15 protein-coding genes are annotated in these 13,199 nt (G+C 65.7%); 2 read left to right on the top strand and 13 right to left on the bottom strand.

Annotation, left to right across the window (positions count from 1 at the left end; translation table 11 throughout):
• Nucleotides 1-83 precede the first annotated feature (83 nt).
• The 8 genes from LAQ73_RS00300 to LAQ73_RS00265 form a co-directional block, all read right to left on the bottom strand.
• Complete coding sequence (locus tag LAQ73_RS00300) at nucleotides 84-1,115, bottom strand: PhoU domain-containing protein (protein WP_224269268.1); 1,032 nt, start codon at nucleotides 1,113-1,115, stop codon at nucleotides 84-86.
• Nucleotides 1,116-1,295: 180 nt separating this feature from the next.
• Entirely contained in the window at nucleotides 1,296-2,360 is a 1,065-nt protein-coding gene (locus LAQ73_RS00295) for an ATP-NAD kinase family protein (protein WP_224269267.1), read from the bottom strand.
• Between the two features lie 116 nt (nucleotides 2,361-2,476).
• Entirely contained in the window at nucleotides 2,477-2,686 is a 210-nt protein-coding gene (locus LAQ73_RS00290) for a HalOD1 output domain-containing protein (protein WP_224269266.1), read from the bottom strand.
• Nucleotides 2,687-3,059: 373 nt separating this feature from the next.
• On the bottom strand, nucleotides 3,060-3,752 hold the full coding sequence (locus tag LAQ73_RS00285) for a competence/damage-inducible protein A (RefSeq protein WP_224269265.1): 693 nt from the start codon (nucleotides 3,750-3,752) through the stop codon (nucleotides 3,060-3,062).
• A gap of 121 nt (nucleotides 3,753-3,873) precedes the next feature.
• Nucleotides 3,874-4,668, bottom strand: a complete 795-nt coding sequence (locus LAQ73_RS00280; RefSeq protein WP_224269264.1) for a DUF5803 family protein — start codon at nucleotides 4,666-4,668, stop codon at nucleotides 3,874-3,876.
• A complete protein-coding gene (locus LAQ73_RS00275) occupies nucleotides 4,665-5,339 on the bottom strand; it encodes a DUF2110 family protein (protein WP_224269263.1) in 675 nt (224 codons plus the stop codon). The genes LAQ73_RS00280 and LAQ73_RS00275 overlap by 4 nt, the downstream gene beginning before the upstream one ends.
• Nucleotides 5,339-5,863, bottom strand: a complete 525-nt coding sequence (locus LAQ73_RS00270; RefSeq protein ID WP_224269262.1) for a transcription factor — start codon at nucleotides 5,861-5,863, stop codon at nucleotides 5,339-5,341. Before LAQ73_RS00270 ends, LAQ73_RS00275 begins: the two co-directional genes overlap by 1 nt.
• Nucleotides 5,864-6,114: 251 nt before the next feature.
• Nucleotides 6,115-6,651, bottom strand: a complete 537-nt coding sequence (locus tag LAQ73_RS00265; RefSeq protein WP_224269261.1) for a tRNA (cytidine(56)-2'-O)-methyltransferase — start codon at nucleotides 6,649-6,651, stop codon at nucleotides 6,115-6,117.
• 133 nt (nucleotides 6,652-6,784) lie between these two features.
• Here LAQ73_RS00265 and LAQ73_RS00260 point away from each other — a divergent pair, with 133 nt between their 5' ends.
• Nucleotides 6,785-7,732 carry an NAD-dependent epimerase/dehydratase family protein gene (locus LAQ73_RS00260; RefSeq protein WP_224269260.1) on the top strand — a complete coding sequence of 316 codons (948 nt, stop codon included), beginning with the start codon at nucleotides 6,785-6,787 and terminating at the stop codon, nucleotides 7,730-7,732.
• A 92-nt stretch (nucleotides 7,733-7,824) separates the two neighbouring features.
• Here LAQ73_RS00260 and LAQ73_RS00255 read toward each other — a convergent pair whose 3' ends face one another.
• The 5 genes from LAQ73_RS00255 to LAQ73_RS00235 all read right to left on the bottom strand — a co-directional run bounded on the left by LAQ73_RS00255 (nucleotide 7,825) and on the right by LAQ73_RS00235 (nucleotide 11,897).
• Nucleotides 7,825-8,166, bottom strand: coding sequence for a DUF7344 domain-containing protein (locus LAQ73_RS00255; RefSeq protein ID WP_224269259.1), 342 nt, complete (start codon nucleotides 8,164-8,166; stop codon nucleotides 7,825-7,827).
• A 199-nt stretch (nucleotides 8,167-8,365) separates the two neighbouring features.
• Nucleotides 8,366-8,851: an Lrp/AsnC family transcriptional regulator gene (locus LAQ73_RS00250; RefSeq protein ID WP_224269258.1), complete on the bottom strand. Its 486-nt coding sequence runs from the start codon at nucleotides 8,849-8,851 to the stop codon at nucleotides 8,366-8,368.
• 186 nt (nucleotides 8,852-9,037) lie between these two features.
• The gene (locus LAQ73_RS00245) at nucleotides 9,038-9,373 is read right to left on the bottom strand and encodes a BsuPI-related putative proteinase inhibitor (protein WP_224269257.1); all 336 of its coding nucleotides are present in this window, start codon (nucleotides 9,371-9,373) and stop codon (nucleotides 9,038-9,040) included.
• A gap of 48 nt (nucleotides 9,374-9,421) precedes the next feature.
• Nucleotides 9,422-10,576: a S8 family peptidase gene (locus LAQ73_RS00240; RefSeq protein ID WP_224269256.1), complete on the bottom strand. Its 1,155-nt coding sequence runs from the start codon at nucleotides 10,574-10,576 to the stop codon at nucleotides 9,422-9,424.
• Nucleotides 10,577-10,688: 112 nt separating this feature from the next.
• Complete coding sequence (locus tag LAQ73_RS00235) at nucleotides 10,689-11,897, bottom strand: S8 family peptidase (RefSeq protein WP_224269255.1); 1,209 nt, start codon at nucleotides 11,895-11,897, stop codon at nucleotides 10,689-10,691.
• 191 nt (nucleotides 11,898-12,088) lie between these two features.
• Between LAQ73_RS00235 and LAQ73_RS00230 the strand changes: the two genes are divergently transcribed.
• A complete protein-coding gene (locus tag LAQ73_RS00230) occupies nucleotides 12,089-12,874 on the top strand; it encodes a DUF2797 domain-containing protein (protein ID WP_224269254.1) in 786 nt (261 codons plus the stop codon).
• Nucleotides 12,875-13,199: the final 325 nt, after the last annotated feature.

Below are 13,199 nucleotides of genomic sequence, written 5' to 3'. Positions count from 1 at the left end.
CCGACTGAGTCGCCAGTCACATCGGGGTCGGTGAGGCCGACGAAGCCGGCGAGAACACAACCGGCCTCGTGTTCGCTCGCGTCTCAGGAAATCGTGACGTGGTCGGACTCCTCGTCGAGTGCGAGGTTCGCCGCGATCTCGGCGTTTCGCATCGCGTACTGCGCCGTCTGCTGGAGGCTGACGAGCACCTCGCGGATTCGAAGGAGCTCCTCGTTCGACACCTCCGGAATCTCCGAGAGGATGTCCTGCTCTCGGTCGGTGAGTTCGCGGAACTGCTCTCGAACCTCGATGGTGAGGTCGTAGTCGCGGTCGACGACCGACTGGACCGCCTTGACCGTGATGTCGTCGACCTGGTCGGTGAACTCGCGGATGCGACGCATCGTCGCCGAGTCCACGTCGATAGTGTGCCCTTCGGTGTTGAGGACGATTTCGGCGATGTCTTCGGCGTTGTCGGCGGTGAGTTCGAGGTTCTTCGCCACCGAACGGTAGCCGATGAGCGGGAAGCCGGATTCGAGGCCGACGGCGCGACAGAGGTTCGGGTTCTGATAGGCGGTGAAGATGAGGCGAAGCAGGAGGACGAAAATCTTGTTCGCCTGTCGTTCGCGGTTGAGCGCCCGCTGTGCGAGGTCCGGGTTGCCGTGTGCCAGCGCCTTCACCGCCTCGCCGCGCATCGTGCTCCCGGTGTTTTCGAGGCGTTCGAGCAGGTTGTCGAGCGTGAAATCCTCGGGGTCGACCGAACACCGGATGGCGATTCGCTCGGGGGTCTCCTCGATGACGCCGAGGCCCATCAGCTGCGTTTCGGCTTTGTAGACGGCGTTGATCTGTTCGCTGTCGAGTGCGCCCTCCGCTTTCTCGACGTGAATCACGCGCCGCCCGAGCACGTACTGGGCGACGATGGCGCGTTCGAGGCCGTCCGCGTCGAGGTTGTCGGCGTGGATGATCGCCTCCGAATCCTCCGTCGACGCCGACTCAGGCAACACGGTGAGCGTTCCCTTGCCGCCCATCCGAATCGACACTTCGTCGCCTTTGTTCACACCGTGTTCTTTCGCCCACTCCGCCGGGAGCGTCATCGCCAGCGTCGAGGGACCGAGTCGCTGGACTTTCCGCGTCTCCATGGCATGGAGTATCCCTCCAATGACCTTAATCTTCACTGTAGAGATATAATACATCATAAATCGGGGGAGTTCGACCGCTACCACGGCGAGCGACGAGGTCGTTTCGAGAACGTGAGCGACGCGAGCGTCGAGGGTGAACCGAAACGAGCGGCGGGAGTCGACTCGAAGGAGCGGTGACGCTCAGACGACTTTCATCATCCGGCGTTCGAATCGGCCGACGCGGACCTTCGTCCATCCCCGCAACTCCGCGTCGAGTTCGGGGTCGTCGGTGTCGACGCGGAGCACCGAGAGTTCGTCGAGTTTCGAGCGCGAGGCGACGACCTCGACCGAACAGCGTCGGACGACCGCGGGCGATAGCTGGGGGTTGCCGCGGCCGAAGACGAACCCCTGTCCTCCGATTGGCGAGACGACGATGACGTTCTCGTCGCCGAGGACGTCGAGAATCTCCGACTCGCTGGCGTCGCGGACGAGCGCGTTCCCGTCTCGCCACACGTCGACGCCGATGGGCGACCCCTCGAAGCCCAGCGCCTCCTTCACCGCGCCGACGGTGGAGCCGGGACCGAGCACGTAGTTGACGCCGGGTTCCACGTCGTCGGCGACGCCCTCGGCCAGGGCTTCGACGGTGCCGCCGCCCAACTGCTTCGAGGACTGGAGGTCGTCGGCGACGGGGACGGTCGCGACGGCGCGGAGCTCGGGGTGGACCTCTCCCTCGCGGTACTCGTCCTCGTCGATGTCCATCACCTCGCGGCGTTCGGTTCGCTCGAAGGAGGCGACGATGCCGGCGGCGTCCTCCGGGGAGACGGCGAACACCGACGAGTACACTTTGACGCCCGCGGGGACGCCCAGCATCGGCGTCTCGGGTTCTCGGTCGGCGAGCGCCTCGGCGACGTCGGCGGCGGTGCCGTCGCCGCCGACGAAGAACACGAGGTCGACGCCGGCGTCGACGAACGCCTCGACGGCGCGCCGCGTGTCGTCGGCCGTCGTCTCCTCGCCGCTCGGCGCGCCGACGATTTCGGGGTCGAAGCCGACCGCACGGGCGGTGTCTTCGCCCATCTCGCCGCCGTAGACGACGAGTTCCGCGTCGGGGACGCGCTCGCGGAGTTCGGTCAGCGCGCGGCGTGCTCGCTCCGGGGCGCGCGGTTCCGCACCCCGCGCTCTCGCCTCCGCGACTTTTCCGTCCGTCCCTTTCAGTCCGACCCGTCCGCCCATCCCGGCGATTGGGTTGACGACGACGCCGATTCGCATACTCGAAGGCTACGGCGCCGACGGCAAAAACACGCCGAATCGACGAGTCGGAAGCGTCGGTGTCGTGAACGAAACTGACCGGGCAGACCGCTACCGGCTCCCTTATCGATGGGTTCCTAACTGTCCTCGAAGACGAACACGTTGCCGCCGCTCGTGACGAGCACCTCGTACCCCGAGAGCTCGAACGCGACGGACGACATCGACTGTCTGACGAACAGCGCGTCGAGGGCGTCCGGGTCGACGACCTGGTAGAGCTGTTGCATCTCGCAGGGGTCGATGCCTTTCGCTTCGGCGACGGCTACCGCGGCGGCCGTGCTGGGTGGCATCGATTGGTCCCACGAGGCGGCACTCACGGCCATTTCTGACAGCGACGCCGCGCGGTCATCCATTGCGGTAATCCACCGCAGCGACGTAGTTCAACTTTCCCATGTCTCCTGTGGTTCGATAGACCGACTCGCTCCTGAGTTCGCATCCGCGACTTCGATTCGGCGACGGCGGTGTCGTGTGATGGCCGTGAGTGCGAACCGTCAACAGTTAAACGGCGTGCCTGATAACGTATCGCTCATGTACGTACTCGCGTCGGAACAGTCGCTTCCGGCCGCCGAAACCGGCGGCGTCGTCCTCCTGTTGAGCCTGCTCATCACCGTCGGCTGGTTGCTCTACCTCTACCGCTGAGTCGGCCCCGAGCGCGACTGCGACTCAGTCGTCGACGACGGTAGCGTGTTCGCGGAGCCACCCGGCCGCTTCGCTCGCCGTCTCCGGGTCGGTGGCGCTGATCTTCACGCGGACGCCGTCGCCCGGATAGCTCCCGACGGTGACGTCGAAACGACGCTGCAGGTCGACCAGTCTGTCGGCGAGCGCACTCTCTGGTTCGTCGACGAGCACGTGCTCGACGTACGTCTCGGTTCCCGTGAACTCGCTCTCGACCCGTTCGAACATCGCCTTCATCTCCGCGGGGACGCCCGGCAACACGTACACCGACTCGACGACGGCACCCGGCGCGACGCCCTCGTCGTTCGGGAGAAAGCGCGCACCGGACGGGAGTTCGACCGTCCGCGGTTCGCCGTCATCGGCCGCGTAACCGCCGCGGTCGGCGAACCACGCCGACGCCTCGGCGTGCGGTTCCAGCGACTTGCCGACCGCCGCCGCGACGCCCTCCATCGTCACGTCGTCGTGCGTCGGCCCGAGACCGCCGGTGACGATGACCGCGTCGGAGGCGGCCAGCGACTCGTTGACGACCTGTGCGATGTCGGCGAGGCGGTCCGGCACCGTCGTCACGCGTTCGACCGTCGCGCCGCGCGCGTCGAGTCGTTCGCCCAGCCACGCCGCGTTCGTGTTCACCGTGTCGCCGACGAGCAGTTCGTCGCCGACGCTGACGATTGCGATTCGCATCGCTCGAAAGAGGAGCGGCGTGTCGAAAAGTCCCGCGTTCTCCCCGACGAACTGCCGTTAGATCGAATCCGTCGACGTCAACGTCGGCATCGACGTCGATGCGAGTGCCGGGTTGACGGTGTCACATCCCCGGCGGCCGCCGCCGCCCGCTGTCGTCGGACGTGTCGACGTCGAGTCCGAGTTCCTCCCGCTGTCGCCGGAGCTCGGTAATGCGCCGGCGGTAGTAGAGGCCGCCCACGAGTGCGACGAGCGCGGAGACGCCGAGGATGCCGCCGAAGATGTAGAGGTCGCGTTCGAGGTAGAACCGGACCGAGATCGCGTCACGCTGGACGTCGTCCCAGTAGAGGTGGACGCGGCCGTCCTCGACGCTCTCTCGGTCGGGGTTCGGTCTCGTACTGCTGAGTAGCGGCACGTCGACGCGACGGTCCTCCGGAAGGACGATTTCGTACGAACCCTTGACGAACGTCGGTAGCGAGAAATGCTTCGGCGTGCTCTGGCCCGTGAACGCTAACTGACCCGCTTGGCCGTCGGGTGCGTCCGCCGGCGGTTCGACGAGGACGGCGTCCCGCTGTTCTTCGATGGTGCCACCGCGTTCGATGAGCGTCGTCCCGTTGATGACGGTCCCGTTCGGGTAGCGGTAGCGAACCGCCTCGACGTGGAGGGGGTTCTCCGTGCCGAGGCCGTCGCTTCGATAGAGGCTCAGTTCCTCGCCCTCGAAGCGGTACACCGCCTGGTACGTCGCCCGCTCGGAGACGTTGATGGAGACGTCGGCGTCGGCGTCCCAGTTGTACTCGCCGGTGACGTTGCCGTCGAGGCGGTCGGGCGGAATCTCGTCGTCGCCGAAGAAGCCGAGACACCCCGAGGTGGCGACGAGTAAGACGAGGGCAGCCAAAGCCAGAAGCAGTCGACGGTTCATGGGATGACACAGCGCAGTTCCGACGGAAGATACGACCCGATGCTGGCCAAAAGGCCCGGCGGGTCGGTCCCCTCCGCGCAGATGATGCTCTGTTCGAGGAGGCCGAGTCGCTCGACGGTGACGATGTCGTTGGCGTGGCCGGCGCGGTTCACCGTCGCGCGAACCTCGCCGCGGGTGGCGCTGTTGACGTTGACGCGGCCCGCCCCGCGCCGCCAGTCGTACAACTGGTCTCGCGTCTCGTCGGCGAGCCGCGACGGTTCGTCGTCGCCGCCGTAGACGAACTTGAGGCGCTGGTGCTGGACGAGTCCGAATCGCTCGCGTATCTGGTCGGGTCGGCCCCGTCCGAGACCGATCCGGTCGGTGGGGATGCGAATCTCCTCGCCGACGTCGAGGACGAACCCGTCGTCGTCCCACGATTCGAGCGTACCGATGTACGTCTCTCCAGCGTCGAGATGCGTCGGGATCTCGCCCCATTCCTCGCGCAGCGCGTTGCGCGCGACGACCTCGTCGTCGCCCTCGACGGTGACGGCGACGAACTCGTCGTGGCGGACGCCGACGGTGAACTCGACGTCGAGCGAGCCGATCTCGTTTGCGACGAGCGACCGGAGGCTGTCGAGCGTCCGCTCGCGGGCGTCACCCTCGACGTAGCATTTGGTTGCGAGAACGACCATCAGCCGGTCACGTCGGCGTTCAGTTCCTCGCGGAGTTCGTCGATTCGCCGGTTCATCGCGTCGACGAGGCGGTTGTTCTCCATCGACTCCAGCGGCGACCCGCACTCGGGGCACTCGAAGCCGAAGTCCATCGCCTCGCCGAACTCGAAGCGAATCGAGCAGACCTCACAGAGGTAGAACTCGTGGGCTCGTTCGTACTCCTGGCGCTCTTCGAGCGCGTCGAGCAGGCGGTGCATCTCCTCTTCGAGGTTCTCGGGGATGTTGTCGTACTCGAACGTCCAGAGGTAGGTGAGCCACCCCGAGTCCTCGTCGCGGACGCGGCGGTACGTCGCGAGGTCGTTCTCGTAGAGGATGAAAAGCGCGCGACGAACGTCGTTGAGTTCGAGACCGAGCTCCTCGGCGAGCTCCTCGTCGGTGACCTCGCCGTCCGGCGGCGCGGCGGCGACGGGCATCCCCGTCGGACCGACCAGCTCGTGGAGGTACTTCTGAATGACAGGGTCTCCCAGCAGGTCCTCAAAAGCCATTATCACAGTACTCTGTCGCAGAATCGTTTAAAAGCACCGGATAACGGCGTCGAGCGGGGTCGTCTGGTCTGTCGCTGTCGGAGCGCGAGCGGACGTAGCTTCTTGTCCGAAAACGGGACGACTCGACGCTGTGAGCTAACCACCGTCCGCGGTCGGTCGAGGCGGGTGTCCGGCGCACCGCCGCGGAGTCTCTCAGCGCCGGCTGTTCGCCATCTCGTTCGGACCCGGTCGCTCCGAGCGACCGCCGTTTCTCACTTTACCTCTTCGACGCGCTTGCCCGTCTCCATCGGAACTACCTCGCGCTCGGCGTCCTCCCACCCGCGCTCGAGTTCGCGGCCCTCGAACAGGCGGTCGAGGAACACCGCCAACGCGGCCACCTCCGAGTGTGGTTGGTTCGTCACGCCGACGTTGAAGTCCGCATAGTCGTACACCTCGAACGGCACCTTCTCCGCGCCGACGACGACGAGCAGCGGCCCATCGGCGTGTGCGTCTCTGATGTCTCCCTCCACGTCTTGGACGCGCTCGCCGTACATCGTCAGGTGCGCCACGGTCCCCTCCCAGTCGCGGATGGTGTCGCGGTAGGAGTCGACGACTTCGACATCGAACGGGCCGCCGAATCTCGTCGTGATGTCTCGCACCGTCGCCTCCGACTGATTCGCGTCGCCGACGAGGAGCGCGCGGTCCGCGCCGAGCGCCCGCGCCGTCAACCCGATGTGCGTCGTCATCCGGTCGTCCCGGCCCGGTCTATGGCCGAGTCGCAGGACGACGACTTCGGATTCGCCTTGCATGCGCTGTCCGAGGCGAGCCGTCGGTTAGGGGGTTTCGGAACTCGGCGAGGGACGAAGTCGCGCCGCCGCGAACTGACTCTCGCAGCGCGCGAGCGACCACAATCGACTTACTGCCGTCGGCGGAAATTGGGGCATGAATCTCGTAGACAAGCGAGTCGTGGTCACCGGCGGAGCGGGTCTCGTCGGGTCGCATCTCGCAGCGAAGCTGTCGACGGAGAACGACGTGGTCGTCGCCGACGACCTCTCGAAAGGAACCGAGTCGCGCGTCCCCGACAGCGTCGAGTTCACCCGCGCGGACATGCGCGAACCCGCAGACGTAGCCGAGGTAATCACCGACGATGTCGATATCGTCTTCCACCTCGCGGCGTACACGGACACGAACTACGAGGACCCCCGAAAACTGTTCGAGGAGAACACGGAGATGACGTACAACGTCCTCGAACGGATGGACGAGGTCGGCGTCGACAACGTCGCGTTCACCTCCTCTTCCACTATCTACGGCGAGGCCCCGCGGCCGACGCCCGAGGACTACGCCCCCATCGAACCCATCAGCGCCTACGGCGCGAGCAAACTCGCCGACGAGGCGCTGATGTCGACGTACGCGTACTCGTACGACTTCACGGCGTGGGTGTTTCGCTTCGCCAACATCGTCGGTCCAAAGCAGCGCGGCAACGTCATTCCCGACTTCATCGAGAAACTGCTCGACGACCCCGAGACGCTCACCATCCTCGGTGACGGCCGCCAGGAGAAGTCGTACCTGTACGTCGAGGACTGCGTCGACGCCATCTGCCACGTCGTCGAGAACGCCGACAGGTCGATGAACACCTACAACCTGGGGACGCGGACGACCACCTCGGTCAACCGCATCGCCGACATCGTCGCCGACGTGATGGGTCTCGACCCCGAGTACGAGTACACCGGCGGCGAGCGCGGGTGGAAGGGCGACGTGCCGAAGATGCGCCTCTCCATCGAGAAACTCTCCGCGCTCGGCTACGAACCGTCGACGTCCAGCGACGAGGCGGTCGAACGCGCGGCGGCCGAACTGTACGAGGAACTCCGCGCCGAACGCGCGTCACGATAACGGCTACTCGGTTTTGGTTTCAGACGCCTCTCGGGCGGCCCGTCGAACGAACCCACCGCACGGATGCGTTATCGCCGATGTCGGAGAGGAGGTTACATCGGACAGTCGACACGTACCGCTTGGTCGAGAAACCGATCGAATCCCTCGGTTTCGGCAAGCTCGACCGTCTCCCGGCCCGGTTCGTGGCTGACGACGCCCGCGTCGGCGAGTTTCGCGAGATGGACGTGATGCAACGCCACCCGGACGGTTCGCACGTGGTCGTCGTCGGCTCTCGCACTTGCGTCGCTCGCCTCCAACTCGGCGACCCGCTCGGCGAGTGAGTCCAGTTCCATCGAGGCGGCGTTCCGCCGCAACGAGTACAGCACGTACCGACGGCGCGGGTTCTCCAACAGCTCGAATATCGTGTTCAGTTTCTGCGTATCGAGCGAGCTCATCGTCCCGTCTCCACGCTTCGGGACACCTAATATCTTTTTTCACAGATATCTATACTCTTTAAAATATCCAGAGGCCGCTGCCGGTCGGCTTAAATTTCGAATATTTATAATAGTGTATATATGAGGTATCGGGGAAATAGTATAATTTAATTTACATTTTGACGCTGAGAGATCAGCTCTCGTCGGCGTGGTCGCCGGTTCAGGAAACGTCCTCCTCCTCGAGTCCCTCGGGATGGAAGTGGTCCCACGGTTGGACGAGCTCGCGGGCGACGAGGTAACTCTGACCGATTTCGACGCCGCGGTCGGTGAGTTGCTCTATCATCGACTCGATTCGGGCGGTCGAGTCGGCGACGGCCTGGATGTGGAGATTCTCGTTACCGGCCATGATCTCTCTGACGCTCACGATCCCGAGCATTCCGAGTATCGATTCGGCCACCTTCGACCGTTCGGCGATGGGGGCCGTGCAGACGAAGAAGACGACGAGCGGATAGCCCGCCGCTTCGTAGTCGATATCGGGGTGGTAACCACGGATGATCTTTCGCTCTTCGAGCTTCTGGATTCGATTGGCGACGGTGGTACTCGTCACGCCGGTCTCGGCGGCGATACTCGTATCGCTCTTGCCGCGGGCGTCGACCTGGAGTAGGTGGAGGATTTGTCGGTCGAGCCCGTCGAGTTCAGCGTTCATATATATAACACGTTTCGAGGCCAGTTGAAGATAGAGGTGGTCACCCCCCGTCGCGTCTCCCGTGGCATCTGGAAGGTCACGACGGGCGCAGAGCCCCCGGACCGTCGTTTCCGACACCGGCACTTGAAGGAAGCAGGCGGTGAGAAGCGAGCGGGAGACGGGAAGAGGCGCGGAGGGGAGCGGGAGTTACACCGACAACGCCGTCTCCGCCTCCGCCCCCGCGTCGGCGGCCGCCAGTTCGCCGACGACGGCGTACTCGCCCGGCTCCGGGTCGTCCCAGACGCCCTCGAACGTCATCGACTCGCCCGGGTCGAGCGTCTCGCTGCCGAGCATCTGCGCGAACATGCGGCCGTCGCTCCAGCGCCACACCTCGCTGTCGCCGTCGGCGTCCGTCACGACGAACTCCGCCCGTCGGGCGTCGCGGAACGAGAGCGTGACGCGCTCGTCTCCGCGATTCTCGACGGTCAGTTCGAACTCGACGTACTCCTCTTGCGGCGTCGCGGTGAGCGTTGCTGTGAGCATACGTTGGGTACGGAAAAGCGGGGAATAACTCTCCGGGTCTTCCGGGGGTTACAGGTCGTCGGAGGAGTCGAGGCCGAGCGCCGCCGCGACGTCGAGCAGTCCCGCGCCCTGCTCGTTCGACGCGAGGCCGACGTCCTCGGCCGTCGAGGTGAGCCGGTCGCGGGCTTCGGCGTTCGTGTAGCCGTTGGCCATCAACTGTGCGCCAGCTCCGGCGACGTGCGGGCACGCCATCGAGGTGCCGGAGAACACGTCGTAGCCGCCGCCGGGGACCGTCGACTCGACGTCGACGCCGGGCGCGGCGATCTCGACCTCCGGACCGGTCGAGGAGAAACTCGCCAACTGGTCGCCGCTGTCGGTGGCGCTCACGGCGATGACCTCCTCGTAGGCGGCGGGGTAGCCGACACAGTCGCTGCAGGGGCCGGAGTTGCCCGCCGCGGCGACGAGCAACACGCCGTTGTCGTAGCCGTACGTACAGGCGTCCTTGACCGTCTGCGACCCGCTGGACGCGCCGAGGCTCATGCTGGCGATGTCCCAGCCCTGGTCGGCGGTGTACTCGATACCCGCTGCGATGTCGGAGAACGAGCCGCTGCCGCGCTTGTCGAGCACCTTCACCGCGTGCAGCGTCGCCTCCGTGCTGACGCCGACGACGCCCTCGTCGTTGTCGACGGCGTCGGCCGTCCCGGCGCAATGGGTGCCGTGGTCGTTGTCGTCGTCCCACGGTTCGGCGTACGGGCCTCTCGCCGAGACGAACGCCTTGCCGTCGCCGAGGTTCGCCTGCAGGTCGGGGTGGTCGGAGTCGATACCGGAGTCGAGGATAGCGATGTCCGCACCCGCGCCGGTCTCGCCGTTCGCGTGCGCGACCTCCGCGTCGACGCGGTCGATTCCGTACGGCGTCGACTGCGCGAACGCGTGCATCTGACCGTTCGTCTCGACGTAGCGAACGTCGCCGCGGTTCTGCAGGCCCTTCACCGCGTGCTCGTCGACGCGGATGGTCATCGCGTCGAAGTTGAAGCGGCGGACGACCGAAGATGCGGCGCTCTCGGCCGCTCGTCTGCCGCTCTTTCCTCGATAGCCGACGTTCACTTCGACGAGATTGTCGTTGCCTTTCGCCGTTGCGAGTCCGCTGAGCCCGCCGACGCTGACCGTTACGCCCGTCGTCTTCAGCACGTTCCGTCGAGTTACCCCCGTGGTATCATCTGGCATTGCAGCCAGCTAGAGGTATTAATCTATTTTATATCTTTAGGAATTGAATTATGTTGCCGATAAATTACTGTCCTGATACGGAAAGATACAGTCGAATATGAGGGAGAAGATATCAGTCGGTGTCGTCGCCGAGACCTAGCGCGGCCGCGACGTTCAGCAGGCCGGCACCCTGTTTCGCCCGTCCGAGACCGAGGTCGTCGGCGGTTCCGACGAGTCGCTCCCGGGCCTCCGTCGTCGAGAGACCGGTCGAGACGAGTAGCGCCGCGGCCCCGGCGACGTGCGGGCACGCCATCGACGTCCCCGAGTACGTCCTGTACCCGCCCGGGACCGTCGACCGGACGTTCGTGCCGGGGGCGGCGATATCGATGCGCGGTCCCGTCGACGAGAAGGCGGCGAACTCGCCGTTACGGTCGACGGCGCTCACGGCCAACACCGTCGGCAGCGTCGCCGGAAACCCTACCGTGTTCGGCCGCGCGCGGCCGTTGCCGGCGGCGGCGACCAGCAGCACCCCTTCCTCGGCAGCGTACCGACAGGCGTCGCGGATGAGGTTCGTCGGGCGTTGCGACCCGAAACTCAGACTCGCGACGGCCCACCCCCGGTCGGCGACGTGCTCGATACCGGCGGCGATGTCCGAGACGAGACCGACACCGGCGCAGTAGATGACTTTCACCGCGTGTAACGTCGTCTCGGGGGCGACGCCGACGACCCCTTCGTCGTTGTCGACGGCCCCGACGACGCCCGCGCAGTGCGTCCCGTGGTTGTCGTCGTCGTCCCAGTCGGTCTTACAGGCGTTCCCGTTGCCGGTGACTCGGCAGAGTCGCGGCCGACCCCGACAGTTGACGAACGCCCGTCCCTCCCCGAGATTCCCGCGGAGGTCCGGATGGTCGGAGTCGACGCCGGAGTCGACGATAGCGACGTCGACGCCGTCGCCCGTGATTCCCGCCTCGCTGGCGAGTTGCGCGCCGATACGGGAGATACCGTGCGGAACCGCCTGGGAAGTCGACTGTTGGTACGTCCGCATCGTCCCGTTGACCTCGACGTACCGGATCTCGGGGCGTCGCCGAAGCGTCGCCACGGCCTCTCGCGGGAGTTCGACCGTCAGCGCGTCGAACGCGAACGGCCGAACGACTCGGGTCGCGGCTCGGCGAACGACGTCGAAACCGGCACCTTCGGCGGTCGCATCGAGTCCGACGTTCACCTCGACGGTGTCACCGGCGTTTCCGTCCCCCTCCCGAACGCTCCCCGCTGCGAGTCCGGTCGTCGCACCCCCACCAACTGCCCGCAACACCCCTCTGCGTGTCGCTGCTGACTGTCTCGACATTCTTCGGATGGTTCGGACCACTGTCGCTTATCTCTAATTTCGACCGACGCGACAGTCGTGACGGTCGTTCTCTCGTCGGTGTCGAACAGTCCGGCTCGGGAGGTAGGGGGACGGTTCGAGAACGTGTCGCGCGACGACGGCGCACGTCGCCGAAAGAGACGCTTTTACCGTCGGAACTGATACCGGTACCCGTGCAAGTCGTCGGCTACGATTCGCTCGATGGAGGACTCTACCTCGCGCCGAGCGACGGGACGAAACTCGGCGATGGGACACCGACGGACCCGACCGACGTCGAGTACCTCTCGCTCGACGCCGGCGACGAACTCACGTACCGACTCGGGGAGCGCCACTGCGCCGGGACCGTCGCCGATGAGGGGCACCACGCCTGCGGGAACGACGACGCGCCGTACTGCGAGTACCACCGGAGCACGTGGGTCTGCGCGCGCTGTACGGGCACCTGTCTCAAAGACGAGATGGACTGCTTCGACGACCACGCCATCTACCTCGCGGCGTTCGCGCCCGACGTGTTCAAAGTCGGCGTCACGAAGGAGTGGCGACTCGACACCCGCCTTCGAGAGCAGGGTGCCGACAGGGCCGCTCACCTCCGAACCGTCGAGAACGGCCGCATCGCCCGCGAAATCGAATCGGAACTCGCGCGCGACCTAACCGACCGGGTGCGCGTGCCGACGAAGCGGGCGGGTCTCCACCGGAGAGTCGACTCCGAGAGGTGGGAGGCGCTGCTCGCCGAGTTCGACCCGCTCGACACCTTCGAATTCGACTACGGGTTCGGCCTCGACACCCAACCGGTGGGGGAGACCCTCGCCGCCGGGCGCGTCATCGGCACGAAAGGTCGACTGCTCGTCCTCGACAACGCGGGTACGACCTACGCTGTCGACATGCGCGACCTCGTCGGCTACGAGCTCCGCGAGGGCGAGAGCGACCGGAATCTCCAGTCGAGCCTCGGCGCGTTCGGGTGAGTTGTGAGCCAGCCCGAGAGGCGAATTGGACGGTCTTCGAGTACGTCCCACCGAGGTGTTGGGTGGTGAAATCTACCATCTCACTGCGCAAACTCACTTCGAGAGGGAGTGACGACTCCGACTTTGGCAACGGTTCCGCGGTACGGCAGCGGTCAAGTGTCCGAGTGGGGTGAACGTGCGGTGGTAGTCGGAGCGGGCGTCGGGGGTCTACTCGCGGCGGGCGTACTCGAGCCGAGCGCTTCTCTTGGTCCGTCGAAATCGCCAGACGCCGGCACTCCGTCGCCTGAGTGCCAACGCTTTTCGGCGTGGCGTGCGAACGGCGACC

Origin of the sequence: Haloprofundus salinisoli, assembly GCF_020097815.1 — an archaeon.
Classification (GTDB): Archaea; Halobacteriota; Halobacteria; order Halobacteriales; family Haloferacaceae; genus Haloprofundus; species Haloprofundus salinisoli.
This window is presented reverse-complemented; position numbering and strand designations above follow the sequence as displayed.

Bases quoted from the DNA above. Each gene is read 5' to 3' on its own strand.
- LAQ73_RS00300 (WP_224269268.1), bottom strand. From the start codon at position 1,115: ATGGAGACGCGGAAAGTCCAGCGACTCGGTCCCTCGACGCTGGCGATG.
- LAQ73_RS00295 (WP_224269267.1), bottom strand. From the start codon at position 2,360: ATGCGAATCGGCGTCGTCGTCAACCCAATCGCCGGGATGGGCGGACGG.
- LAQ73_RS00290 (WP_224269266.1), bottom strand. From the start codon at position 2,686: ATGCCACCCAGCACGGCCGCCGCGGTAGCCGTCGCCGAAGCGAAAGGC.
- LAQ73_RS00285 (WP_224269265.1), bottom strand. From the start codon at position 3,752: ATGCGAATCGCAATCGTCAGCGTCGGCGACGAACTGCTCGTCGGCGAC.
- LAQ73_RS00280 (WP_224269264.1), bottom strand. From the start codon at position 4,668: ATGAACCGTCGACTGCTTCTGGCTTTGGCTGCCCTCGTCTTACTCGTC.
- LAQ73_RS00275 (WP_224269263.1), bottom strand. From the start codon at position 5,339: ATGGTCGTTCTCGCAACCAAATGCTACGTCGAGGGTGACGCCCGCGAG.
- LAQ73_RS00270 (WP_224269262.1), bottom strand. From the start codon at position 5,863: ATGGCTTTTGAGGACCTGCTGGGAGACCCTGTCATTCAGAAGTACCTC.
- LAQ73_RS00265 (WP_224269261.1), bottom strand. From the start codon at position 6,651: ATGCAAGGCGAATCCGAAGTCGTCGTCCTGCGACTCGGCCATAGACCG.
- LAQ73_RS00260 (WP_224269260.1), top strand. From the start codon at position 6,785: ATGAATCTCGTAGACAAGCGAGTCGTGGTCACCGGCGGAGCGGGTCTC.
- LAQ73_RS00255 (WP_224269259.1), bottom strand. From the start codon at position 8,166: ATGAGCTCGCTCGATACGCAGAAACTGAACACGATATTCGAGCTGTTG.
- LAQ73_RS00250 (WP_224269258.1), bottom strand. From the start codon at position 8,851: ATGAACGCTGAACTCGACGGGCTCGACCGACAAATCCTCCACCTACTC.
- LAQ73_RS00245 (WP_224269257.1), bottom strand. From the start codon at position 9,373: ATGCTCACAGCAACGCTCACCGCGACGCCGCAAGAGGAGTACGTCGAG.
- LAQ73_RS00240 (WP_224269256.1), bottom strand. From the start codon at position 10,576: ATGCCAGATGATACCACGGGGGTAACTCGACGGAACGTGCTGAAGACG.
- LAQ73_RS00235 (WP_224269255.1), bottom strand. From the start codon at position 11,897: ATGTCGAGACAGTCAGCAGCGACACGCAGAGGGGTGTTGCGGGCAGTT.